We start from the raw sequence: 23,643 nt of genomic DNA on the forward strand, positions 1-23,643 counted from the left end.
CTCAGATTATGCTTACACAGCTGCGCGAGATAGTGGAGAAAGTAGCAGGAGCGCCTCGGCTGACCGAGGCGCTCGATATTCTGGTCAGCGAAATCTGTCTGGCGATGGACACCGAAGTCTGTTCGGTCTATCTGGCCGACCACGATCGGCGCTGCTATTACCTGATGGCGACGCGCGGTCTGAAAAAACCGCGCGGCCGCACCGTCGCGCTGGCCTTCGACGAAGGCATCGTCGGGCTGGTCGGGCGCCTGGCTGAACCTATCAACCTCGCGGACGCGCAGAGCCATCCCAGCTTTAAATATATTCCTTCCGTAAAAGAAGAGCGCTTTCGCTCTTTCCTCGGCGTGCCGGTAATCAGCCGTCGCCAGCTGCTGGGCGTGCTGGTGGTGCAACAGCGTGAACATCGTCAGTTTGACGAAAGCGAAGAATCCTTCCTGGTGACGCTGGCCACCCAAATGGCCACCATTCTTTCGCAGTCGCAGCTTAACGCGCTGTTCGGCCAGTATCGACAAACCCGCGTTCGCGCGCTGGCCGCCGCGCCGGGCGTGGCGGTGGCGGCAGGCTGGGTGGAAAGCAATCAGCCTTCGCTGGATACCGTTTCGGCGGCTTCGACGCTGGATGCGGTGCGCGAGCGCGAAAGGCTGTCGCTGGCGATGGATGAGGCGTCCGGCGAGTTTCGTCGCTACAGCAAACGTTTCACCTCCAGCGTGCATAAAGAAAGCGCCGCTATCTTCGATCTCTATTCGCATCTTCTCAGCGATAATCGGCTGAAAAAAGATCTCTACGCGGAGATCGACAGCGGTTCGGTGGCGGAATGGGCGGTTAAAAAAGTCATCGAAAAATTCGCCGCGCAGTTTGCCAGCCTGCAGGACAGCTATCTGCGCGAAAGGGCAGGCGATCTGCGAGCGCTTGGACAGCGGCTGCTCTTTCATCTTGACGACACCATGCAGGGTACCAACACCTGGCCTGAACGTTTTGTGCTGGTGGCTGACGAACTGACGGCGACGACGCTGGCCGAGCTGCCGCACGATCGTCTGGCGGGCGTGGTGGTCAGAGACGGCGCGGCCAACTCACACGCGGCGATCATGGTGCGCGCGATGGGCATCCCGACGGTGATGGGCGCGGATATCCAGCCCGAGGCGCTCAACGGCAGGCTGCTGATTGTGGATGGCTATCGCGGCGAGCTGCTGGTCGATCCGGAACCCGTCCTGGTGCAGGAATATCAGCGGCTGATCAGCGAAGAAAACGAGCTGAGCAAGCTGGCGGAAGACGTGGTGGAGCGTCCGGCGGCGCTGAAGTCCGGCGAGCCGATAAAGGTCATGCTCAATGCCGGACTAAGCGCGGAGCATGAGCAGGCGCAGGGCAGCCGTGTGGACGGCGTCGGGCTTTACCGCACGGAAATTCCTTTTATGTTGCAGAACGGTTTTCCTTCGGAAGAGGAGCAGGTCGCGCAGTATCAGGGCATGCTGCAGCTCTTTCTGGAAAAGCCGGTCACGCTGCGTACGCTGGATGTCGGCGCCGATAAACAGCTGCCCTATATGCCGATCAGCGAGGAAAACCCTTGCCTGGGCTGGCGCGGCATTCGCCTGACGCTCGATCAGCCAGAGATCTTCCTGGTTCAGGTGCGCGCCATGCTGCGCGCCAACGTCGCCAGCGACAATCTCAGTATCCTGCTGCCGATGATCACCAGTATTGATGAAATCGACGAGGCGCTCAGGCTGATTGAACGCGCCGGTAAAGAAGTGGAAGAGATGCTGGGCTATCCGATTCCGCGACCGCGCGTCGGCGTGATGATCGAAGTGCCTTCCATGATCTTCCTGATCGGGCATCTGGCGAAGCGGGTCGATTTTATCTCGGTCGGTACCAACGATCTGACCCAGTATCTGCTGGCGGTCGATCGCAACAATACGCGCGTCGCCAACCTTTACGACAGTCTGCATCCTGCGATGCTACGCGCGCTGAAAGCCATTGCGGAAGAGGCGAAGCGAGCGAATATCGAACTCTGCCTGTGTGGCGAGATGGCGGGCGATTCCAGCTGCGTCGCCCTGCTGGTAGGGCTGGGCTATCATCATCTGAGCATGAACGGCCGCAACGTCGCCAGGGTAAAATACCTGCTGCATCATATCGATTACGAAGAGGCGCAGAAGCTGGCGGAAGCGGGGCTACAGGCAGAGCAGGCCGGTGAAGTGCGCCATCTGGTCGCCGCCTTTATGGAAAGGCGCGGGCTGGGCGGGCTGATCCGCGGCGGCCGCTAGCCAGCTTATCAATGTTTACAGTTGCAACGGGCCGCCTCAGCGCGGCCTGTGCTATGATGCGCGCCTCTGTGCCGCGCCGCACGCGCGCTGGTTTATCATTCCGTCACCTGAAATCAGGGACTATTAACAATGGTGAAAGATGACTAACGGCTATCTGGCTTTCCCTCAATTCGATCCGGTAATTTTCTCCGTTGGGCCAATCGCCCTGCACTGGTACGGCCTGATGTATCTGGTCGGTTTTGTTTTTGCGATGTGGCTCGCGGTGCGTCGCGCCAATCAGCCAGGCAGCGGCTGGAAAAAAGAAGAGGTCGAAAACCTGCTTTATGCGGGCTTCCTCGGCGTGTTTCTTGGCGGCCGCATCGGCTATGTATTCTTCTACAATTTGCCGCTGTTCCTTGATAACCCGCTCTACCTGTTTAAAGTCTGGGATGGCGGCATGTCGTTCCACGGCGGCCTGATTGGCGTGATCTGCGTGATGCTGTGGTTCGCTCGCCGCACCAAACGCAATTTTTTCCAGGTGTCGGATTTTATCGCGCCGCTGATCCCTTTTGGGCTGGGCGCAGGTCGCCTGGGCAACTTTATCAACGGCGAGCTTTGGGGCCGTGTGGCGCCGGATCTGCCGTGGGCGATGCTGTTCCCCGGCTCGCGCGGCGAAGACGTAGCGCTGGCCGCTACCCATCCTGAATGGCAATCGCTGCTGGCGACTTACGGCGTGCTGCCGCGTCATCCTTCCCAGCTTTATGAGCTGCTGCTGGAAGGCGTGGTGCTGTTTATCATCCTGAATATCTTTATCCGTAAAAACCGTCCGATGGGCGCGGTTTCAGGCCTGTTCCTGATTGGCTATGGCACCTTCCGCTTTATCGTGGAGTATTTTCGTCAGCCGGACGCCCAGCTGGGCCTGTTCGACAATTTTATCAGCATGGGACAAATCCTTTCGACGCCGATGATTATCGCCGGCGCGATCATGATGATTTGGGCTTACCGCCGCCGTGCTGTGCAACACGTACGTGAGGAAAAATGAAACAGTATCTGGAATTAATGCAGAAAGTGCTCAGCGAAGGCACGCCGAAAAACGATCGTACCGGCACCGGTACGCTGTCGATTTTTGGTCATCAGATGCGTTTCAATCTGCAGGAAGGTTTTCCGCTGGTTACCACCAAGAAGTGCCATTTGCGCTCCATTATTCATGAGCTGCTGTGGTTTCTGAACGGCGACACCAATATCGCTTATCTGAAAGAAAACAAAGTCACGATTTGGGACGAATGGGCCGACGAAAACGGCGATCTCGGCCCGGTTTACGGCAAACAGTGGCGTAGCTGGGGCGCGCCGGACGGCCAGCAGATCGACCAGCTGGCGAAAGTCATGCAGCAGCTGAAAAGCGATCCGGATTCGCGGCGCATTATTGTTTCCGCGTGGAACGTGGGCGAGCTTGATCAGATGGCGCTGGCGCCTTGCCACGCTTTCTTCCAGTTCTATGTGGCGGACGGCAAGCTCTCCTGCCAGCTTTATCAGCGCTCCTGCGATGTTTTTCTCGGCCTGCCGTTTAATATCGCCAGCTATGCGCTGCTGGTGCATATGGTGGCGCAGCAGTGCGATCTGGAACCTGGCGATTTTGTCTGGACGGGCGGCGATACGCATCTGTACAGCAACCATCTGGAGCAAACCAGGCTGCAGCTGACCCGCGAGCCGCGCGCGATGCCGAAACTGGTGATAAAACGCAAGCCAGCTTCGCTGTTCGACTATCGCTTCGAGGATTTTGAAATCGAAGGTTACGATCCGCATCCGGCCATTAAAGCGCCGGTCGCTATCTGACAGAAAAAGGGAGCGAATTTTCGCTCCCTTTTTTATCTGCAATCCGCTTCAGCACTATCCTCTCGCGCAATCCCTTCCTCTCAGCTCACTGGCAAAAAGCCATTTTTGCGAGCCTGTACGCAGAATAATTTCCGTAAACATTTCAGCGCGTCATTCTTTGGAAAGCGACTCGCATCCTGCTTTTTTAGCGCTGGCGCCCTTTGTCGTCAGCGGCACAATAGACGGCATGAACAGAAAAGGTTTTACCCTGATAGAGCTGATCGTGGTGATGACCATCGCCAGCCTGCTGACGGTCGGCGCCGTCGAAGGCTGGCGACAGTGGCAGCAAACCCAGCGGCTGAACGCCAGCGCGCGGCAGATCCAGCATTTTTTACTGCGGCTACGCGGTGAAGCAAACTGGCATAACCGGCAGGCATTGCTGTGGAAAACCGGTGGCGCTGTCTGGTGTCTGGGCGGTACGCCGACTGAGCCGCCCTGTCGTGGACGCCAGCGCAGAACGCTGATTGCGCCCTGGCCGGAAATTAAACTGGTTTCGCTAACGGAAGGCATGGGGTTCTATGGTCGCCGTAACGTCGCCAAACCGGGCCGCATCGTGATCGTCGGGGAAGCGGGCGAACGGCATATTATTTTGTCTTCGCGGGCCAGAGTGCGTATCTGTCAGGAGAGCTGCCTGTGACGCGCGCGGGCTTTACGCTGCCGGAAATGCTGGTTGCGCTGGCGATTAGCGGCGTGCTGATGCTGGGCGCCGCAAGATTTCTGCCGCTGCTGCAGTCCAACAATCTGCGTATTCTGCTGACTTTTCAACTGCAGGAGGAACTGCAGCTGATGATGGGCACGCTGGAGAAAAGCGTGCGGCGCGCCGGTTACTGTCATGGCGCCTGTCAGGGACAAGGGCTGAAAATCGCAGAGGAGTGCCTGCTGGTGCGCTGGGATGAAAACAGCAACGGCAAATGGGAAGGGCCAGGCAGTGAAAACAGCGACTATTACGGCTACCGGCTGCGCGACGGCAATCTGGAAGGGCAGCGCGGCGTGGAGAACTGCGACGGCGGAGGATGGGAGAAGATGAACGATCCGGCCAGCCTGAAGATCGACGATTTCCGCATCCTGAAGCAGGATCGGCAGGTACGCCTGCGGCTCAGCGGCTATGCCCGACGTTTTCCCCAGCTGCCGGTGACCCTTGAACGCTGGGTGACGGCGGAAAACCTGTGAAGACGCAGCAGGGAAACGGCGCGCTGCTGATGGTCATCCTGCTGCTGCTGATGTCGGCCGCGCTGCTCAACGCCACGCGCCAGCAGCTGGACGCGTCATTGAGCCTGGTGGCGGACGAGCGGCTCTGGCTGCGCCAGGCGAGTCTGGCCGCTTCCGGGCTGGCGTGGGGTAGAACGGAAACATGGACGGCGGCTAACCTGTGGCAGTGCCGGACGGCGCAGGATCACGGTGAGTGGCGGGCCTGTTTAAAAACCATAAGCCAGGATGAGGCGCTGCTGCGCGGCGACAGCGGCAGCGACACCGTAGCTTTTTATCAATGGGTGACGCGCGATGAGCAGAACGGCAGTTTACGGCCACAGCCGCACGGCTGGCTGGATTTTTGTCCGCTGGCGAAAGAAGAAGAGTGTGTGCCGGACAGCTGACGGAGGCTTCAGCCTGCCGGAAACGCTGGTGGCGCTACTGCTGTTCAGTATCAGCTCGCTGGCGCTGGTACAGTACCAGCTGGCGCTGGGCAGAAGCTTTCAGCTGCAGCTGCAGCAGCGCGAGGCCTTCAGGCTGGCGCGGCAGCGTTTTGAAGGCTATCAGGCGCCGGGCTGGCGGACATCGCTGGAGCAGCAAAGCGAAGCGGGCGGCTGCGCGCTGTTGACCGCCAGCGTTGTCAGCCCTGTTGGCGCCAGAGCGGCGCTGTCGCAGCTGCATTGTAAAAGCGAGGAGCGGACGCAGCAGGCGGAAACAGCGGAATAAATGTCGCCACTTTTGGTACGGTCGCGCGCCGTTGCACAGAGCCAGAGGTGTAGCCGTGCTCACTGGCCCATTCCGCAAAAGAGAATATTTGGCCAACCGATTATTTTTTATGAGAGCTAACAGCCAGAAATCTTTTTTTGGCTGCCATAAAAAAAAGAGGCTGGCAAAATAGCGAAGGTTTACCTTCTGCGCATCCATTAATTTCCACTGTCATGAAATGTTTTGCTTTATTGTGCTGGTGTAAATTTTGTCAGCTTTAAATTTTATCCAGTCTCTGGTCTGCGGGTAACGTTACAGGAGGTAGCTATCACCTTATAAAAAAGTGGAAGTCTCTGATTCGGAAAATTGGAATAAACGGAACAGGTTACAGGAACTTTTAATAAACTTTCATGGATGAGATAAAATGAAAATAGCAACCAAACTTTTACTTTCTCTCTCGCTGGCAGCAGCGTGTCTTCCTTCTGTCTATGCCGATGCCGTTAAGGATGTCACGGTAGATTATCGACACGGCTATCGACTGCGGGATCGTACCCATTATGACAAGCTGGCGCTGGGCGCGAACCTTCCTTACGACTACGCTTTTAATGTCGAAACAAAATTTAAAACGGGCGGCCCGGATCCTAAAGATAAATATTACAACGATATTGTATTGAACGTGGTTGAAATGACGCTGTTGAAAAACGTCTACTATGGCGACTGGAGTTTTACACCTTTTATTCAGCCAGAGTTTAGTTCCGTCAGAACAGAGTGGAAATTTGGCGTTGTGCCCTGGTATAAAATTAACGACAGTTGGGCTGTAGGCGGTATGTACAGGCTGGAATTGAGCGACTACGCGCACGACAGTCAGTGTAACGAAGCCGGTCACAGCAACTGCAGCCTGGATAAACACAGAACCGTTAATCGTTTCGATGCCTATCTGCGCTATCGCTGGAATGATTTAACCACCACCTATAAATATATTTATATGCATGGCGACGATATCTTGTTCGCTAACAAAAAACATAATTACGAACAGGAGCTGCAGTTTGACTATACGCTTGGCGCCAACAGAGAATGGCGTCCGTACGTCACCTTTGCTGATATCGGTCGCAGCGCTTATACCAGCGAGCGCCAGCTTCGCCTGAGGTTAGGCGTCGCCTACACTTTTAAATAATCGGCTACATAAAGGGTAAACGGTCTGACAGCCGCATTTGCAACGGCCTCCGGACGGGGTAGAGTGTGCACGCAGAGCGCATCACCGTTTCAGGAGCAGGCATGTTTACCGTTTACCACTCAAATCAGCTGGATCTTTTAAAAACGCTGGCGGCTTTTCATATCGAAAACCAGCCGCTGCGCGATCCCTTCCAGTCGGAAGTGGTGCTGGTGCAGAGTCCCGGTATGGCGCAATGGCTGCAGATGTCGCTGGCTGAACAGTTCGGCATTGCCGCCAATATCGCGTTTCCGCTGCCCGCTTCCTTTATCTGGGATATGTTTGTCCGCGTATTGCCCGGTATCCCAAAAGAGAGCGCCTTCAGCAAGGCCAGCATGAGCTGGAAGCTGATGACCATACTGCCCGATCTGCTGCCGCGTCCCGAATTTGCCATGCTGAAACACTATCTTTCCGATGACGAGGACAGGCGCAAGCTGTTTCAGCTGGCTTCGCGCATCGCCGATCTCTATGACCAGTATCTGGTGTTCCGCTCGGAATGGCTTAACAGTTGGGAAAAAGGGCACCAGATAGAAGGGCTGGGCGAAGCGCAGCAGTGGCAGGCGCCGCTGTGGGCGGAGCTGGTGGCCTGGAACCGTAAACTGGGGCATTCCGAATGGCATCGCGCCAATCTGTACGCGCGGTTTATCTCCACGCTGGAAAAAAGCGACAGCAGACCGCCAGGCCTGCCCGATCGCGTTTTTATCTGCGGCATCTCCGCGCTGCCGCCGGTTTATCTGCAGGCGCTGCAGGCGCTCGGCAAACATATCGATATTCATCTGCTGTTTACCAATCCCTGCCGTCACTACTGGGGCGATATTCAGGATTACGCCTTCCTGGCTAAGCTGCAAAGCCGCCGTCGGGAACGCTATAACCAGCAGCGTGAAAGCGCGCTGTTTCGCGATGAAAACGCCGCCAGCCTGTTTAACGAAGCGGGCGAGCAGCAGCTGAGCAATCCGCTGCTGGCTTCCTGGGGCAAGCTCGGACGCGACAACCTGTTTCTGCTGGCGCAAATGGAGTGCCGCGAGATTGACGCTTTTGTCGATATCGAACCGACCACGCTGCTGCACACGCTGCAGCGCGATCTGCTGGAGCTGGAAGACAACGCCGTTATCGGGCTGCAGCGGGAAGAGTGGGAAACCAGCAGCGACAAACGGGTACTGGATCCGGACGACCAGTCGGTGACTTTTCACCTCTGCCACAGTCCGCAGCGCGAAGTGGAAGTGCTGCAGGACAGGCTGCTGGCGATCATGGCGGAAGATCCGCAGCTTTCGCCACGGGATATCATCGTTATGGTGGCGGATATCGATGCCTATACGCCTTTTATTCAGGCGGTTTTCGGCAATGCGCCCGCAGAACGCTGGCTGCCTTTTGCCATCTCCGACCGGCGCGCCAGTCAGGCACATCCTGCTTTGCAGGCCTTTATCTCGCTGCTAAGCCTGCCCGACAGCCGCTTTACCTCTGAAAGCGTGCTGGCGCTGCTGGAAGTGCCGGCGGTAGCCAGCCGTTTCGCCATCGATGAAGAAGGGCTGCGGCGGCTGCGGCACTGGGTCGGCGAGTGCGGCATTCGCTGGGGGCTGGACGACGACACGGTGCGCGAGCTGGATCTGCCGCCTACCGGCCAGCACACCTGGCAATTCGGGCTGACGCGAATGCTGCTGGGCTACGCCATGCACAGCGATATCGGTCACTGGCAGGGCGTGCTGCCCTATGACGAATCCAGCGGCCTAATCGCCGAGCTTGTTGGTCATCTGGCGGAGCTGCTGATGCAGCTGCGTCGCTGGCGCGAGCGGCTGAGCGCGCCAAAAACGCTGCAGGAGTGGCTGCCGATGTGCCGCGAGCTGCTTGGCGACTTCTTCGCCGGCGACGCCGAGGCGGAAGCGGCGCTGGCGCTGATAGAGGAGCAGTGGCAGCAGGCAATCGGCTATGGCATTCAGGCGGAGTACGGGCAGGCGATCCCGGTGTCGCTGCTGCGCGACGAGCTGCGTTCAGCGCTGGATCAGGAGCGGATTAGCCAGCGCTTCCTGGCCGGGCCGATCAACTTCTGTACGCTGATGCCGATGCGCTCTATTCCTTTTAAGGTGGTCTGCCTGCTGGGCATGAACGACGGCGTCTATCCGCGTACGCTGCCGCCGCCGGGCTTCGATCTGATGAGCCAGCAGCCGAAAAAAGGCGACCGCAGCCGTCGCGATGACGATCGCTACCTGTTTCTGGAAGCGATCAACTCCGCCCAGCAGCAGCTCTATATCAGCTATATCGGCCGCACCATTCAGGATAATTCAGAACGTTTTCCTTCGGTGCTGGTCAGTGAACTGGTGGACTATATCGGGCAGAGCTACTGTCTGCCGGAAGACAGGCAAAGCGATGTGGACACCAGCGCGGCGCGGGTCGTCGCGCATCTGCACCATCTGCACAGCCGAATGCCGTTCGCGGCGGAAAACTTTTTGCCTCAGGCGCGCTACCAGAGCTATGCGGCGGAGTGGCTACCGGCGGCAAAAGCGAGCGGCGTGCCGCACCCGCCATTTATGCAGCCGCTGCCCGACGCCAACATAACGGAGCTGAATTTCGATCAGCTGCTGCGTTTCTGGCGTCATCCGGTACGCGCCTTTTTCAGCCAGCGGCTGGGGGTCAGCTTCAGCGCGGAAGATATGGAGCTGCCGGACGCCGAACCTTTTATCCTGGATAACCTCAGCCGCTACCAGCTCAACACCCAACTGCTGAATACGCTGATTGAGGGCGAACCGGGCGAGCCGCTTTTCGAGCGCCATCGCGCGGCGGGCAATTTGCCGTATGGCGCCTGGGGAGAGCTCTTCTGGCAGGAGCAGCTGGCGGATATGGCCGACCTGGCCGGCGTGGTGCGCGAGCAGCGCATGGAGGCCGTAAGCCGGGAGATCAACCTGCAGGTCGGCGGCCTTCAGCTTAGCGGCTGGCTGCCTGCCGTGCAGGATGACGGCCTGTTGCGCTGGCGGCCTGGTCATCTCAACTTTACCGACGGCCTGACGCTGTGGCTGGAGCATCTGGTCTACTGCGTGCTGGGCGGCAGCGGCGCCAGCCGCATGTATGGCCGCAAAGAGAGCCGCTGGTGGTTCCCGCCGCTCTCCGCCAGCGAGGCCAGCGGCTGGCTGGAACGCTATATCGCCGGTTATAAAGAGGGCATGTGCGCGCCGCTGCTGCTGCTGCCTAAAACGGGCGGCGCCTGGCTGGAAGCCAGCTACGACGACAAAACAGCGGAGATCGCCCGTGACGAGGCGACCCAGGCGAAAGCGCGCAACAAGCTGCTGCAGGCCTGGCAGGGGAATATGCAGATGGAAGGCGAAGGCAGCGACCCCTACCTGGCACGGCTGTTCCGCACGCTGGACGAGGCCACGCTGCAGCAAATCATGCAGCAGGCCGAAGCCTGGCTGCTGCCGCTGCTGCGGATGAATGACATTAAGTGAGATGTCCTGTAGTGTTACTTTATAACCAAATCCGGCTATGTTTCCGTTCGTTCCGCCTTTGGGCGTAGCGGAGTATTGAGGGTAAGCTGCGGCGGCTTCGGCCCGTGCGCGGATAAGTTAGATCGTTGAGGAGTTTGAATGCGTCGTTATGCAGTCTGGTTCACCACGCTGTTCCTGCTTTTTTCCGTCTGGGGCCCGCTGGCTCAGGCACAGTCTGGCTGGCAGCCGATAACCGATAAAATCCTGAAGAGCGAGAAGGATCCGCGTCAGTATCAGGCGATCAAACTCGACAACGGCATGACGGTGCTGCTGGTTTCCGATTCGCAGGCGACCAAATCGCTGTCGGCGCTGACCTTGCCGATCGGCTCGCTGGACAATCCGCGCAACCAGCAGGGCCTGGCGCACTATCTGGAACATATGTTGCTGATGGGTTCGAAGCGCTATCCGCAGCCGGATAACCTGGCGGAGTTTCTGAAAAAACACGGCGGCAGTCATAACGCCAGCACGGCCTCTTACCGCACCGCTTTTTATCTTGAAGTGGAAAACGACGCGCTGGAACCGGCGGTAGACAGGCTGGCGGACGCTATCGCCGAGCCGCTGCTGGACCCGATCAATGCCGATCGCGAACGTCACGCCGTTAACGCCGAGCTGACGATGGCGCGCTCGCGCGACGGGCTGCGTATGGCGCAGGTGGGCGCGGAGACGCTGAATCCTGACCACCCCAGCTCGCTCTTCTCCGGCGGTAATCTGGAGACGCTGAAAGACAAACCGGACAGCAAGCTGCATGATGCGCTGAAAGATTTTTACCAGCGTTACTACTCCGCCAACCTGATGAAGGCGGTGATCTACAGCAACAAGCCGCTGCCGGAGCTGCAAAAAATCGCCGCCGCGACCTTTGGCCGGGTGGAGAACCGCGATGCCGCCGTGCCAGCGATTACCGTGCCGGTAGTCACCGACCAGCAGAAAGGTATCATCATTCACTACGTGCCGGCTCAGCCGCGCAAGCAGGTGCGGATTGAGTTTCGCATCGACAACAACAGCGATAAATTCCGCAGCAAAACCGATACGCTGATCGGCTATATGATCGGCAACCGCAGCAAAAATACGCTGTCGGACTGGCTGCAGAGCAATGGCCTGGCCGACTCGATCAACGCGGGCGCCGATCCGGTTATCGACCGTAACGGCGGCGTTTTCTCTATCTCCGTCTCGCTGACCGATAAAGGCCAGGCGAACCGTGATCAGGTGATCGCCGCCATCTTCAGCTATCTGAACAAGCTGCGCGGCGAGGGCGTCGACAAGCGCTATTTTGATGAGATGGCGCGCGTGCTGGATCTCGACTTCCGCTATCCTTCGATTACGCGCGATATGGACTATATCGAATGGCTGGTCGACACCATGCTGCGTGTGCCGGTAGCCGACACGCTGGTCGCGCCGTATGTTGCCGATGACTACGATCCTCAGGCTATCAAAGCGCGTCTGGACGGAATGACGCCACAGAACGCACGCATCTGGTTTATCAGCCCTGACGAGCCGCATAACAAGATGGCCTATTTTGTTGAAGCGCCTTATCAGGTGGATCGCATCACGCCGGAGCGCTTCGCGGCCTGGCAGGCGGAGAGCGACAAAATTTCGCTGGCGCTGCCCGTGCTCAATCCCTATATCCCGGATGACTTCACCCTGATTAAACCGGCGCAGCAGTTCGATCGCCCGCAGGCGCTGGTCAATCAGCCCGATCTGCGCGTGTTCTATATGCCGAGCCGCTTTTACGCCGACGATCCTAAAGCCAATATCACGCTGGCGCTGCGCAATAAAGAGGCGATGAGCACGGCAAAAAACCAGGTGCTGTTCGGTATGAACGACTACCTGGCCGGGCTGGCGCTGGATGAGCTGAACTCGCAGGCTTCCGTGGCCGGCATCAGCTTTTCCACCAGCGAAAACGACGGCGTGACCTTTAACGCCAGCGGCTTTACCCAGCATCTGCCGGAGCTGATGCAGACGCTGCTGAAACAGTACGCCAGCTATCAGCCGACGCAGCAGCAGCTGGATCAGGCGAAATCCTGGTATCTGGAGCGTCTGGACGCCGCTGAAAAAGGCAAGGCGTTTGAGCTGGCTATTCAGCCCGCGCAGATGCTGTCGCGACTGCCTTACACCCAACGCAGCGAGCGCCGCAGGCTGGTAGCGGAGATCACGCTGGCCGATCTGAAAGCGTATCGCGCCATGCTGCTGGAAAAAGCCACGCCGGAGCTGATGGTGGTCGGCAATATGACGCCGGAAAGCGTTAAAGCGCTGGCGGCCTCGCTGAAAACGCAGCTTAACTGCGAAGGCGTAAACCACTGGCACAGCGATTATCTGCTGGTGGATAAGCCCGCCCAGGCCAATCTGCAAAAAGCGGGTAGCAGCACCGATTCCGCGCTGGCCGCGCTCTATGTGCCGCTGGGCTATGAGGAGTACGACAGCATTGCCAGCAGCTCCATGCTCAGCCAGATCGTGCAGCCGTGGTTCTATAACCAGCTGCGTACCGAGGAGCAGCTGGGCTATGCGGTGTTTGCCTTCCAGATGCCGGTTGGCCGTCAGTGGGGCATCGGCTTCCTGCTGCAGAGCAACGTGAAGCAGCCCGCTTATCTGCTGCAGCGTTTCCAGGCCTTCTATCCAACGGCGGAAAAACGCCTGCGCGAAATGAGCAAAGAGGATTTCGCGCAGTATCAGACGGCGATGATCAACGAGCTGAAACAGCGTCCGCAGACGCTGGATGAGGAAGCCGGACGTTACAGCAAAGATTTCAACCGTCAGAACTACAGCTTCGACACGCGGGAAAAAGTGATTGCCCGCATTCAGGCGCTGACGCCTGAGAAGCTGGCGGCGTTTTTCCACGATGCGGTGATCAAACCACAAGGGATGACGCTGCTGTCGCAGATCTCCGGCAGCCAGCATGGCAAGGCTGACTACGCTGCGCCTGCGGGTTTCACCAACTGGCAGGAACTTTCGAAACTGCAGCAATCTTTTCCGGTAAAAAGCGATAAATGAAGGTAGAGCGTCTTAATCCCTTAACGCTGCCGCTGAAAGGCGAAAGGCTGATAGAAGCCTCGGCGGGCACGGGGAAAACCTTTACTATCGGTCTGCTTTATCTTCGCCTGCTGCTGGGTCTGGGCGGCGAAGCGTCGTTCGGACGGCCGCTTTCCGTCGAAGAGATCCTGGTGGTGACCTTTACCGAAGCGGCCACGGCGGAACTGCGTGGCCGTATTCGCGAAAACATCCACAGGCTGCGTATCGCCTGCGTGCGCGGTTACGCTAACGACGGCGTGCTGGCGCAGCTGCTGACGGAAATCGACGACCTGTCGCAGGCGGCCGCGCAGCTGCTGGCTGCCGAGCGTCAGATGGACGACGCCGGTATCTTTACCATTCACGGCTTCTGCCAGCGCATGCTCAACCTCAACGCTTTTGAGTCGGGCATGTTGTTCGAGCAGCAGCTGGTCGAGGATGAGTTTCCGCTGCGCCGCCAGGCCGCAGCCGACTTCTGGCGGCGCTACTGCTATCCGCTGCCGCTGCCGATAGCACGCGTAATGACCCAGATGTGGCAAGGGCCGGAGCAGCTGCTGAACACGCTGCAGCCGTGGCTGAACGGCGAAGCGCCGGCGCTGAAGTACCCGTTGGATCTGCAGGAAACCTTCGCCGAGCGCCACGACAAAATCATCGCGCAAATCGATCGGCTGAAAGCCGCCTGGCTGGCGGCCGGCAATCTGCACGATCTGATCGCGCAGTCCGGCGTGGATAAGCGAAGCTACAGTAGCAAGCACTTACCTAACTGGCTGGACAAGCTCAATCAGTGGGCCATGGCGGAGACGCTGGACTACCTGTTTCCGAAAGAGCTGGAGCGCTTCGGCCAGCGCGTGCTGCAGGAAAAAACCAAAAAAGGCGAACCGCCGCAACATGCGCTGTTCGCTGAGATCGACCGCTTTCTGGCCGAACCGCTGTCGCTGCGCGATCTGGTGATCGCTACCGCGCTGGAGGAGATCCGCCAGACGACGCAAAAAGAGAAGCGTCAGAACGCGCTGCTTGGCTTTGACGACCTGTTGGGTCGCCTTGACAGCGCGCTGCGGCAGCCGGGCGGCGAAGCGCTGGCGCTGGCGATCCGTACGCGCTATCCGGTGGCGCTGATCGATGAGTTTCAGGACACCGATCCGCAGCAGTACCGTATCTTTCGCGGCATCTACGGCCAGCAGCCCGACAACGCGCTGCTGCTGATTGGCGATCCCAAACAGGCTATCTACGCCTTTCGCGGCGCGGATATTTTCACCTATATGAAAGCGCGCGCAGAAGTCAGCGCTCACTATACGCTGGAAACCAACTGGCGTTCGTCGCCGAATATGGTCAACAGCGTTAACCAGCTTTTTTCGCGCCTGCAGAACCCCTTTCTGTTCAGTGAAATTCCCTTTATCACCGTGGAGCCGGCCGCGCCGAACGCCGCGCTGAGTTTTAGTATCGCGGGCAAAGAGCAGCCTGCGCTGCGCTTCTGGCTACAGCCGGGCGAAGGCGTCGGCGTAACGGAGTATCAGCAGTTTATGGCGCGCCAGTGCGCCGCCGATATCTGCCACTGGCTGAGCGCGGGACAGCAGGGCACGGCGCTGATTGGCAAAGGCGAGGAGCTGCGACCGGTGCAGGCATCGGACGTGACGGTGCTGGTGCGCAGCCGCAGCGAGGCGGCGCGGGTGCGCGAGGCGCTTAACGCCCTGAATATTCCTTCGGTTTATCTTTCCAATCGCGACAGCGTATTCGCCACTCAGGAAGCGCGTGAAATGCTGTGGCTGCTGCAGGCGGTACTGGCGCCGGAGCAGGAGCGTATCCTGCGCAGCGCGCTCGCCACCAGCATTTTCGGACTGGATGCGCCGACGCTGCAGGCGCTGAGCGAGGACGAACGTAAATGGGATGCGCTGGTGGACGAGTTCGATCGCTATCGTCAGCGCTGGCTAAAGCGCGGCGTCCTGCCAATGCTGCGCGAGCTGATGGTCAACCGACAGATCGCGGAAAATCTGCTGGCTTCCGAAAACGGCGAGCGGCGCCTGACCGATCTGCTGCATCTGGGCGAGCTGTTGCAGGAGGCTTCCGCCTCGCTCGACAGCGAACACGCGCTGGTGCGCTGGCTGGCGCAGGAAGTGGCGCAGCCCAACGGCCAGTCGGCCAGCCAGCAGCTGCGGCTGGAAAGCGATCGGCATCTGGTGCAGATCGTCACTATCCATAAGTCGAAAGGGCTGCAATACCCGCTGGTCTGGCTGCCGTTTGTGGCTAACTACCGTGAAGCGGCGACGGGCATCTATCACGATCGGCAAAGCTATCAGGCGCTGCTGGATCTGCGCGACGACGAGGAAAGCATCGAGCTGGCCGAGCAGGAGCGGCTGGCGGAAGATTTGCGTCTGCTCTATGTGGCGCTGACGCGCTCTGTTTATCACTGTAGCGTGGGCGTTGCGCCGCTGATTAAGGGCAACCGTAAGAAAGAGGGCAACAGCGATCTGCACCACAGCGCGCTGGGATGGCTGCTACAGCAGGGCGAGCCCGCCGACGCCGCAGGGCTGCGCGAACAGCTGCTGAAGCTGCAAAACGAAGCGGTGGAAACCGTGCTGGCAGAGGCGGCGGAAAGCGAACCCTGGCAGCCGCAGCAGCACGCTCTGCATGCGCTAAGCAGCAAGGCGATAGCCCGCAAGCTGCGGGACGAGTGGCGAGTGACCAGTTACTCCGGCCTGCAACAGCATAGCCATTCTGCGACGCTGGAGCTGCTGCCGCGGCTGGACGTGGACGCGGCGGGCGAGGCGCAAAGCCAGCAGATCGCTCAGCTGACGCCGCATACTTTTCCGCGCGGCGCGGCGCCCGGCACCTTTCTGCACGGCCTGTTCGAGAACCTCGATTTTACCCAGCCGGTAGATGAAGCCTGGCTGAGCGAACAGCTTGCCGGACAGGGCCACGACCTGGCCTGGCTGCCGGTAATAAAACAGTGGCTGGAGAACGTGCTGACCACGCCGCTGAACGAAACCGGCGTCAGCCTGAGCCAGCTGCCGGCAGAGAGTCGCCAGGTCGAGCTGCAGTTTTATCTGCCCATCAGGCAAATGCTCAGCGCGGAAAGGCTGGATCGTCTGGCCCATCATTACGATCCGCTCTCCGCTGGCTGTCCGCCGCTGAACTTCCAGCAGGTGCAGGGAATGCTGAAAGGCTTTATCGATCTGGTATTTTGCTGGCAGGGCAAATATTATCTGCTGGATTACAAATCCAACTGGCTGGGCGAGTCGGGCGAACACTACACGCCGGAAGCGATGGCGGAAGCGATGCGCGCGCATCGTTACGATCTGCAATACCAGCTCTATACCCTGGCGCTGCATCGGTATCTGCGCCATCGTCTGGCGGACTATGACTATCAGCGCCACTTCGGCGGCGTTATCTATCTGTTTTTGCGTGGCGTGGACGGTACTGCGCGTGAAAACGGCATTTTTCGCACCTGTCCTGAAGCGGCTTTTGTTCATTCGCTCGACGCCCTGTTTGCCGGAGAACTTCAGGAGGAACCATGGCTATAGCGCAACTGCTGCTCTCCGCCTGTGAAGCGCGGCTGCTGCGTCCGCTGGACGTGCAGTTCGCCCATATGGTGGCGGGCGACGATCATCCCGCGCTGATGCTGGCTGCCGCCTGCGTCAGCGCCGAAGCGGGCGAAGGGCATGTCTGCCTGCCGCTGACGCACCTCAGCGAGCCGCTGCTGTTCGGCGGACGCCATCCCGAGCTGGCCGCCCGGCTGTGGCAGGCCGTCGGCGAGCCGGACTGGCATCATCTGCTCTCCACCACCCAGGCGGTAGGCGACGGCACTACCGCGACGCCGCTGGTGCTGCATCAGCAGCGACTCTACCTGCACCGTATGTGGCAGTCAGAAGGAGAGGTGGCGCGCTTTATCGTGCGTGAGGCGCATTCAGAGTTTGACGAACAGCGGCTGCGCAGCGCGCTCGACAGACACTTCGGCGCGCAGCCTGACAACTGGCAGAAAATTGCGGCGGCAGTGGCGATCACGCGGCAAATCGCGGTGATCTCCGGCGGGCCTGGCACCGGGAAAACCACCACGGTAGCCAAACTGCTCGCCACGCTGCTGGAGCTCTCTTCCGGCTCGCTGCGCATCCGACTGGCCGCGCCAACCGGCAAGGCCGCCGCACGGCTTACCGAATCACTGGGCAAGGCGCTGCAGCGGCTTGAAGTAAGCGAGGCGGAAAAGCAGCGTTTTCCTACGGAAGCCACCACGCTGCATCGTCTGCTCGGTGCGGTGCCGGGCAGCCAGCGTATGCGCTATCACGCGGGCAATCCGCTGCATCTGGATCTGCTGGTCGTGGATGAGGCCTCCATGGTGGATCTGCCGATGATGGCCAACCTGATCGCCGCGCTGCCGCCACATGCCAGAGTCATTTTTCTGGGCGATCGCGATCAGCTCGCCTCGGTTGAGGCTGGCGCAGTATTGGGGGATATCTGCCGCTGCGCGGAATCCGGCTACAGCAGCCAGCGCGCGGAAATGCTGATGAGGCTTACCGGCTGCGATATCGCAAGCAAAGAAGATCGCCAGGCGCCCGCCGTGCGCGACAGTATTTGCCTGCTGCGTAAAAGCTATCGCTTCGACGCTTCGTCCGGTATCGGCCAGCTGGCGCTGGCGGTCAACGCTGGCGATGTACGCCAGCTGGAGAAAGTGTTCGACGCCGATTTTAACGATATCACTCGCTTCACGCTGAGCAGCAGCGAGGAGTATCAGCATTTGCTGGATGCCAGCGTAGCAGGCTATCGCGACTACCTTGAGCAGATCGCCGCGCAGGCGGAACCCCAGCAGGTGATTGAGGCATTCGGCCGCTTTCAGCTGCTCTGCGCGCTGCGTGAAGGGCCGTTTGGCGTTTTCGGGCTGAATGAACGCATCGAGGCCGCGTTGCAAAAACAGCGGCTTATCCAGCGTCAGCCGGGCAGCAAATGGTATATCGGCAGGCCGGTGATGATTTCCCGCAACGACAGCGCGCTGGGGCTGTTTAACGGCGATATCGGCATCGCGATGAACGACGGCGAAGGCGCGCTGAAAGTTTTCTTCCCGCTGCCTGACGGCACGATCAGAGCGGTTCAGCCCAGCCGTCTGCCGCCGCATGAAACCGCCTATGCCATGACCGTGCATAAATCGCAGGGTTCAGAGTTCGACCACACGCTGCTGGTGCTGCCGAATCAGTTTGCGCCGGTGCTGACGCGCGAGCTGGTCTATACCGCCATTACCCGCGCCAGAGAGCGGCTGACGCTCTATGCGGATAATCAGGTGCTGAACAGCGCGGTGAAGATGCGCACGCATCGCCGCAGCGGCCTGATTGAACGGCTGGCGGGCTGAGCTTTACTAAAGCAGATGTTTTATAGCATTTTTAAATATTCAGCCGGATTAAGAGGCGTTACTCAGTCGAGTTTTTTTAATCTTTCAAACATTGCCCGTGTTTCACGGGCTTTATTATTGAGTTCATAATCGATAAATCTGCTGTTGAGATCATAATCCTGCCGATTACGGCTAAGGAAAATATAAAGTTGCTCAAGAATCTTATAGAGATGAATGTTCTGCCGGGTTTGTATACGCCGATATGAGGTATGTTGGGTCAGCTGAATGAAACTGTCCAGAAAGCGCCTGGCATTACGGAAACTCTCAAACTCGAACTTATCCAGCAGAAAATAGAATGCTGGTATCATCAGGCTTTTGATGCGACGAACTTCCGTTTCCGTGTCGGATTTAATTTTTGAAGCTATGTTGTCAAAACGCGATCTCATGCAGGCGACAGGGTTAAGAACCCTGACCAAATGATGACTTTCCGGCACGTTCTCTTTAATAGCGTTTGTTTCAAAGGGTTCAGTATTTAACAGCAGTTTTTATCCTGTAAAATCATCGTGTTGAAAACCAGACGGCCTGTCTATAATATCGATAATGTTTTCGCGATATTCAGCATCCGCGTTAGAAAAGAGGCGTCCGCCAAACTCTTTTATTTTTGCCGTATCCCGATCGATCAGAGAAAACATCGCGATGGAAGGCGGATTAAAGGGTTCCTGGAACTTTGGCTCAACGTTGAGCGCCTTTGCAATGCTGTCGACATTACTCTTTCTGGAAACATAGTCGATATCTACCGATCGCAGCGCACGTTCGTCTGGTTGTTCATCGGCCGGGTAAAGCTCCTGATAATAAGATGCCCAATAAAAAACAGCCTGGCCCCCTACTGTGATAACAGCATCCTGTAACTCATCCGCATGAGCAATCAGTTCATGATTTAACAAATAAACCTGTGCAGAAGCAGGAATATGCAATTCCGTCATACCGTTTACCCACTAATTAAAACGTTAGCAATAGAGGGCAACAGATAAATAACTATGCGGGTTAAAGGGACAATGAGCTGTATTCTGGCGACACAACTATGCCATCCTAAGGGATGGCATAGTTAGCGAGTAAAACTGACACAGGCCTGACGAGTTGACTTACGACTTGCGCTAAAGCGAGGTTTTTCACTCAATGGCTGAGGAGCAAGCTGACCGTTGTTAAGCGTTTTCATTCGCTCTGCATAAGCCTGATGCTGTTTATCTTTGAGCTCACGTGGCGACATAGTTGAGTCCTGTTGCAAATAATGTTGACGAGATCGTCAGTTCATTAATGCTCAAATATTACGCTACGTTCGCCACGAGTTCAATTCACCTTTTCAATCTGTAATGATGCAGCAGCAAGCCAGATAAACCTCTACGCCATTCGCGCATGGCTCAGATCGGCCATCAGCACTTTTGAGCGGCGCTGATAGTTATACATCTGCTTTTTACTCTCGGGCAGCTCTTCGATATCCACCGGCGTAAAGCCGCGCTCCTGAAACCAGTGAATGCTGCGCGTGGTCAGAACAAACAGCTTTTTCAGTCCCATTTGCCGCGCCTGCAGCGCGACCCTTTCCAGCAGCGCTTCGCCGCGTGACGAGCTGCGATAGTCGGGATGCACCGCGACGCAGGCCATTTCGCCGATTTTCTCTTCCGGGAAAGGGTAGAGCGCGGCACAGCCGATAGTCAGATTATCCCGTTCGATAATGGTGAATTTATCGATCTCAATCTCCAGCTGCTCGCGCGAGCGGCGCACCAGAATGCCCTGCTGCTCCAGCGGGCGGATCAGCTCAAGGATGCCGCCGATATCGTTGATGGTGGCGCGACGGATCTGCTCGGCGCTCTCCATAACAATCTGCGTGCCGATACCGTCGCGAGAGAAAAGCTCCTGCAGTAACGCGCCATCTTCCTGATAGCTGATCAGATGGCTGCGGCGCACGCCGCTACGGCAGGCTTTAACCGCACCGCGTAAAAAGCGCACGGTAGAGGAAAGGTAGTCATTGCTCTCTTCCAGCTCCACAATGCGCTGCTGCGCTTCGTTCGGAAACAGCTCGGAGATAATCGCGCCTTCATGGTCGGTCACGCCCTGTTCCGCGCAGAAGCCGATCATTTTTTCCGCCTTCAGCTTGATCGCCAGCTGGGTAGCGACCTCTTCCGAAGTCAGGTTAAAGCTCTCGCCGGTAACGGAAACGGCAACCGGCCCAAGCAGCACGATAGCGCCGCTGTCGAGCTGACGGTGGATCGCCTCTTCGTCAATGCGGCGAATGCGACCGCTGTGGCAGTAATCCACGCCGTCGTCGACGCCCAGCGGCTGCGCGATAATAAAGTTGCCGCTGACCACGTTAATATGCGCGCCCTGCAGCGGCGTATTATTGAGGCTCATCGACAAACGCGCGGTGATATCCAGCTGCAAACGGCCTGCAGCCTGCTTGACCAGCTCCAGCGACTGCGCATCGGTTACGCGGGTATGCTTGTGATAAACGGGCTCAAGCTGATGCTCCGCCAGATTGGCGTCGATCTGCGGCCTGGCGCCGTATACCACCACCAGGCGGATGCCGAGACTGTGCAGCAGGCCGATATCATTGACGATGCTTGAGAAGTTCTCATGCTCGATGGCTTCGCCGCCCAGCATAATGACAAACGTCTTACCACGGTGGGCGTTGATGTAGGGCACGGTATGGCGAAACCCCTGAACCAGCTCGGTACTCCGTTCCTTCACGGCAAACCCTCTATGAATTATTATTCGCTAAAATTGTATTTTTATTCTTTTATCGCCAACGTGCAAGGGGCAATTTTCGTCATCTTTGCTGATACGGCTTAACGCGGCGACGCATTGGGGCTTTTTTGGGGTGACACCGGCAGCAGGATTCGCTACAGTTTTGGCGACTGGCAGTTTTTTGGTTTTATTTTTCTTTACAAAACAGCAATTTCATTACTGGAGTGGCATGACCGATTTACCTTCGCCCGGCCGACGCCGCTTTTTACAGGGAGCTGGCGCAGCGCTGCTGCTGAGCGTCAGCAAAGTGGGGCTGGCTGCAAGCAGTCATATCGTAGCCGTGCGCATCTGGCCTTCATCAACCTATTCCCGCGTGACGCTGGAATCGAGTAAGCCGCTAAAATATAAACAGTTCGCGCTGAGCCATCCCGAACGCGTGGTGGTGGATATTTCCGGCGTGCAGCTGAATCACGCGCTTAATCATGTCGGCAGCCTGGTACGCAGCGACGATCCCTATATCAAAAACGCTCGCGTTGGGCAGTTCGATCCGCATACGGTGCGGCTGGTGCTGGAGCTGAAACAGAGCGTATCGCCAAAAGTCTTTACGCTCGATCCGGTGGCTAATATTAAAAACCGCCTGGTGCTGGATCTCTATCCGGCCAGAAACCGCAGCCATAATCACGAAGACGATCCGCTGCTGGCGCTGCTGCAGGATTACAATAAGGGCGAGCTGGAGAGCGGCCAGCCGGCTTCCGCGCCGCTGCCCGGCAAAGCGGGCAGGGATCGGCCGATTATTATCATGATCGATCCTGGTCACGGCGGCGAAGATTCCGGCGCTATCGGCAAGCATAAAACCAAAGAAAAGGATGTGGTGCTGAAAATCGCCCGCCGGCTGAAAACGCTGATCGATAAGCAGCCCAATATGCGCGCCCATATGACCCGCAGCGAAGACGTCTTTATTCCGTTAAAGGTGAGGGTGGCGAAAGCGCGCAGGCTGCGTGCCGATCTGTTCGTTTCGATTCATGCCGATGCTTTCACCAACCGCGCGGCGCGAGGTTCCTCTGTCTTTGCGCTGTCGACGAAAGGCGCTACCAGCACGGCCGCGCGCTACCTGGCGCAAACGCAGAACGAATCGGATTTAATCGGCGGCGTCAGCATGAGCGGCGATCGCTATCTTGACCATACCATGTTCGATATGGTGCAGAGCCTGACCGTAAATGACAGCCTGAAGTTTGGCAAAGAGGTGTTGGGGCATATAAAGAAGATTAATCATCTGCACAAGAACAAGGTAGAGCAGGCGGCTTTTGCCGTACTGAAAGCGCCGGATATCCCTTCGATTCTGGTGGAAACGGCTTTTATCAGCAATCTGGAAGAAGAGCGCAAGCTGCGCACGACAAAATTCCAACAGCAGATGGCGCAATCGATTCTGACAGGTATCAAGGCTTACTTTGCTCATGGCGCGCCGCTGGCGCCGCGTTGACGTTCCTGGCGGCGCTGGCCGTCGGGAATAAGGCGAGAGATTTTGGCGAACGCCAGATACAAAAAAACACCCGAAAGGGTGTTTGATTGGTTGCGGGAGCCGGATTCGAACCGACGACCTTCGGGTTATGAGCCCGACGAGCTACCAGGCTGCTCCATCCCGCGTCCGAGTTGCTGGCGCTTCCATCACGACAGACTTTTTATAACAACCACTTCAGAGAAATGGTTGCGGGAGCCGGATTTGAACCGACGACCTTCGGGTTATGAGCCCGACGAGCTACCAGGCTGCTCCATCCCGCGTCCGAACTTACTGACGCTTCCATCACGCCAGCTTTACTGCTTTTCCCCGAAGGGAATTGGTTGCGGGAGCCGGATTCGAACCGACGACCTTCGGGTTATGAGCCCGACGAGCTACCAGGCTGCTCCATCCCG

General features: G+C 57.9%; 16 protein-coding genes and 3 tRNA genes. 13 read left to right on the forward strand and 6 right to left on the reverse strand.

Annotation, left to right across the window (positions count from 1 at the left end; all coding sequences use genetic code 11):
* Window positions 1-8: 8 nt before the first annotated feature.
* From ptsP to recD, 12 genes are all read left to right on the forward strand, one after another.
* A complete protein-coding gene (gene ptsP / locus MKZ79_RS10700) occupies window positions 9-2,255 on the forward strand; it encodes a phosphoenolpyruvate--protein phosphotransferase (RefSeq protein ID WP_336141928.1) in 2,247 nt (748 codons plus the stop codon).
* Between the two features lie 139 nt (window positions 2,256-2,394).
* On the forward strand, window positions 2,395-3,276 hold the full coding sequence (lgt, locus tag MKZ79_RS10705) for a prolipoprotein diacylglyceryl transferase (protein ID WP_336141929.1): 882 nt from the start codon (window positions 2,395-2,397) through the stop codon (window positions 3,274-3,276).
* The gene (gene thyA / locus MKZ79_RS10710; RefSeq protein WP_336141932.1) at window positions 3,273-4,067 is read left to right on the forward strand and encodes a thymidylate synthase; all 795 of its coding nucleotides are present in this window, start codon (window positions 3,273-3,275) and stop codon (window positions 4,065-4,067) included. The genes lgt and thyA overlap by 4 nt, the downstream gene beginning before the upstream one ends.
* Window positions 4,068-4,293: 226 nt before the next feature.
* Entirely contained in the window at window positions 4,294-4,743 is a 450-nt protein-coding gene (locus MKZ79_RS10715; protein ID WP_336141937.1) for a prepilin-type N-terminal cleavage/methylation domain-containing protein, read from the forward strand.
* Complete coding sequence (locus tag MKZ79_RS10720) at window positions 4,734-5,276, forward strand: prepilin peptidase-dependent protein (RefSeq protein ID WP_336142196.1); 543 nt, start codon at window positions 4,734-4,736, stop codon at window positions 5,274-5,276. The genes MKZ79_RS10715 and MKZ79_RS10720 overlap by 10 nt, the downstream gene beginning before the upstream one ends.
* The gene (locus MKZ79_RS10725; protein WP_336141941.1) at window positions 5,273-5,698 is read left to right on the forward strand and encodes a DUF2509 family protein; all 426 of its coding nucleotides are present in this window, start codon (window positions 5,273-5,275) and stop codon (window positions 5,696-5,698) included. Before MKZ79_RS10720 ends, MKZ79_RS10725 begins: the two co-directional genes overlap by 4 nt.
* Window positions 5,682-6,020: a prepilin-type N-terminal cleavage/methylation domain-containing protein gene (locus MKZ79_RS10730; RefSeq protein ID WP_336141942.1), complete on the forward strand. Its 339-nt coding sequence runs from the start codon at window positions 5,682-5,684 to the stop codon at window positions 6,018-6,020. Before MKZ79_RS10725 ends, MKZ79_RS10730 begins: the two co-directional genes overlap by 17 nt.
* Window positions 6,021-6,423: 403 nt before the next feature.
* A complete protein-coding gene (locus MKZ79_RS10735) occupies window positions 6,424-7,173 on the forward strand; it encodes an oligogalacturonate-specific porin KdgM family protein (protein ID WP_336141943.1) in 750 nt (249 codons plus the stop codon).
* A 101-nt stretch (window positions 7,174-7,274) separates the two neighbouring features.
* Window positions 7,275-10,643, forward strand: coding sequence for an exodeoxyribonuclease V subunit gamma (gene recC / locus MKZ79_RS10740; RefSeq protein ID WP_336141945.1), 3,369 nt, complete (start codon window positions 7,275-7,277; stop codon window positions 10,641-10,643).
* A gap of 138 nt (window positions 10,644-10,781) precedes the next feature.
* Window positions 10,782-13,667, forward strand: a complete 2,886-nt coding sequence (ptrA, locus tag MKZ79_RS10745; RefSeq protein WP_336141948.1) for a pitrilysin — start codon at window positions 10,782-10,784, stop codon at window positions 13,665-13,667.
* Complete coding sequence (gene recB, locus MKZ79_RS10750) at window positions 13,664-17,200, forward strand: exodeoxyribonuclease V subunit beta (RefSeq protein WP_336141950.1); 3,537 nt, start codon at window positions 13,664-13,666, stop codon at window positions 17,198-17,200. The genes ptrA and recB overlap by 4 nt, the downstream gene beginning before the upstream one ends.
* Window positions 17,191-19,014, forward strand: coding sequence for an exodeoxyribonuclease V subunit alpha (gene recD / locus MKZ79_RS10755; protein WP_336141951.1), 1,824 nt, complete (start codon window positions 17,191-17,193; stop codon window positions 19,012-19,014). The genes recB and recD overlap by 10 nt, the downstream gene beginning before the upstream one ends.
* A 62-nt stretch (window positions 19,015-19,076) precedes the next feature.
* On the opposite strand, the gene MKZ79_RS10760 is transcribed toward recD, so the two are convergent.
* The 3 genes from MKZ79_RS10760 to argA all read right to left on the reverse strand — a co-directional run bounded on the left by MKZ79_RS10760 (window position 19,077) and on the right by argA (window position 21,735).
* Window positions 19,077-19,487 (reverse strand): hypothetical protein, encoded by a 411-nt coding sequence (locus MKZ79_RS10760; RefSeq protein ID WP_336141953.1) that lies wholly within the window; start codon window positions 19,485-19,487, stop codon window positions 19,077-19,079.
* 51 nt (window positions 19,488-19,538) lie between these two features.
* Complete coding sequence (locus MKZ79_RS10765) at window positions 19,539-19,976, reverse strand: hypothetical protein (RefSeq protein WP_336141955.1); 438 nt, start codon at window positions 19,974-19,976, stop codon at window positions 19,539-19,541.
* Between the two features lie 415 nt (window positions 19,977-20,391).
* A complete protein-coding gene (gene argA / locus MKZ79_RS10770) occupies window positions 20,392-21,735 on the reverse strand; it encodes an amino-acid N-acetyltransferase (protein ID WP_336141956.1) in 1,344 nt (447 codons plus the stop codon).
* 226 nt (window positions 21,736-21,961) lie between these two features.
* Here argA and amiC point away from each other — a divergent pair, with 226 nt between their 5' ends.
* Window positions 21,962-23,212 carry an N-acetylmuramoyl-L-alanine amidase AmiC gene (amiC, locus tag MKZ79_RS10775; RefSeq protein WP_336141957.1) on the forward strand — a complete coding sequence of 417 codons (1,251 nt, stop codon included), beginning with the start codon at window positions 21,962-21,964 and terminating at the stop codon, window positions 23,210-23,212.
* An 87-nt stretch (window positions 23,213-23,299) separates the two neighbouring features.
* Here the strand turns inward: amiC and MKZ79_RS10780 are convergent.
* The 3 genes from MKZ79_RS10780 to MKZ79_RS10790 form a co-directional block, all read right to left on the reverse strand.
* Window positions 23,300-23,376, reverse strand: a tRNA-Met gene (locus MKZ79_RS10780).
* A gap of 58 nt (window positions 23,377-23,434) precedes the next feature.
* Window positions 23,435-23,511: transfer RNA gene (locus MKZ79_RS10785), tRNA-Met, on the reverse strand.
* Between the two features lie 57 nt (window positions 23,512-23,568).
* Window positions 23,569-23,643: transfer RNA gene (locus MKZ79_RS10790), tRNA-Met, on the reverse strand.

The sequence above is a fragment of the Erwinia sp. CGal63 genome, from assembly GCF_037026505.1.
Lineage (GTDB): Bacteria > Pseudomonadota > Gammaproteobacteria > Enterobacterales > Enterobacteriaceae > Erwinia.